Here is a 1,268-nt window from a genome sequence, read left to right on the forward strand (position 1 = left end):
GCGGGGCGTAAGAGGCCATGCTCACCACATCACCATTGCGTTCAAGTGAAAGGAGATACAAGGCCTCGGCAAGAGAGGTTTCCAGGTTTGTCCTGTTACCAACTGGTAAACTTGCCGCATATTCGCCCAGGTAAACTTTAGATTTAGTAAGCTTCACAGCTCCTTCTACAAGTGATTTGTCGCGAGGTTTGTAGGCACGTGCAGGAATAACTGTTGTGGCATAATGTTCCGCAAACGCTGCAAACTCATCGTTCAGTACCGCCTCATACCTGCTTCCCCTTGTAACAGCAGAGCGAAGGTTATCAGGAACGATTGCCTCGGGTACACCTCCGAAATAGCGAAGTGCATTTTCACAGGCGGCGATGAGGTCCTCTTTTTTCTGTGAGGCCACAGCCTCAACATAGGTGAGCTGGCTGCAGCCAAGGATCGCTACGAATACTTCTACATCCTGCCTGATATTATCATTCCCGCTAACAAATAGCTTTTTACCAGCAAAATCGATATACATTTTATCGCCAGCCTTATGTTCGATATGCATCACCGATCTGGAAAGCTGCAGATAGACCATTATGGCATTATTGAAGTGTGAACGACTATATCCATCCGGGTGTTTCTTTACATACTCCTCATGGAGAGATTCCCTTGTAACACCTTTTTTCTTCAATCTTTTGCAGTAATCAGGCAATAGTGTTTGGAGAATCTGCATACGGGGTGCGCTGGAGATCCTGGCCACGGGGGTAGTGAAAATAATGGCCAGATCGCTGTCGCTCTTGGCATTGAACTCCTCATAGCCAATACCAAGTGTCTGCCAGATGCGAATATACTTTTTAATGGTATTGCGTGAGGTTGATACCATTGCATGGATGCGCTTGGTCCCAATCCCCTGACTGTACAGACGGATGATCTGTCTTAGTTTATTCATTTTGATAGGCTTATTGGACATTGTAATCAGCAGTTTTTGTTCGGCTAAAAGCTAAACAAAAACATATTCCTACAAACCATTCAGCACAAACGAATCTGCGATTTCAAGGGGGTCAATTTGGATCGGCGCAAAGGGGTCTCTTTGCTTTGGCGGACCTTATCAAATTAACTCGGCAAAGGGGGGCTTTTTAAAGTGGCGAAGAGGGGTCAATTTGAAGCGGTTTATCCACGTTGGGATAAACTACGGCTGGAACGTTAGTTATCAATTCATCTGTGGGTTTTTGCCAACGCCTGTCGTAATCTGGCTGCATATAAACTCCCGAAAAAAGTGAAGGGTTGTTCAATGA

1 protein-coding gene is annotated in these 1,268 nt (G+C 45.6%); it reads right to left on the reverse strand.

The window, feature by feature from the left end; all coding sequences use genetic code 11:
• On the reverse strand, positions 1-943 hold a 943-nt coding region (istA, locus tag AB0B20_RS29085; RefSeq protein WP_357475119.1), incomplete at its 3' end, for an IS21 family transposase.
• Positions 944-1,268: the final 325 nt, after the last annotated feature.

The sequence above is a fragment of the Micromonospora sp. NPDC049151 genome, from assembly GCF_040648395.1.
GTDB lineage: Bacteria > Actinomycetota > Actinomycetes > Mycobacteriales > Micromonosporaceae > Micromonospora.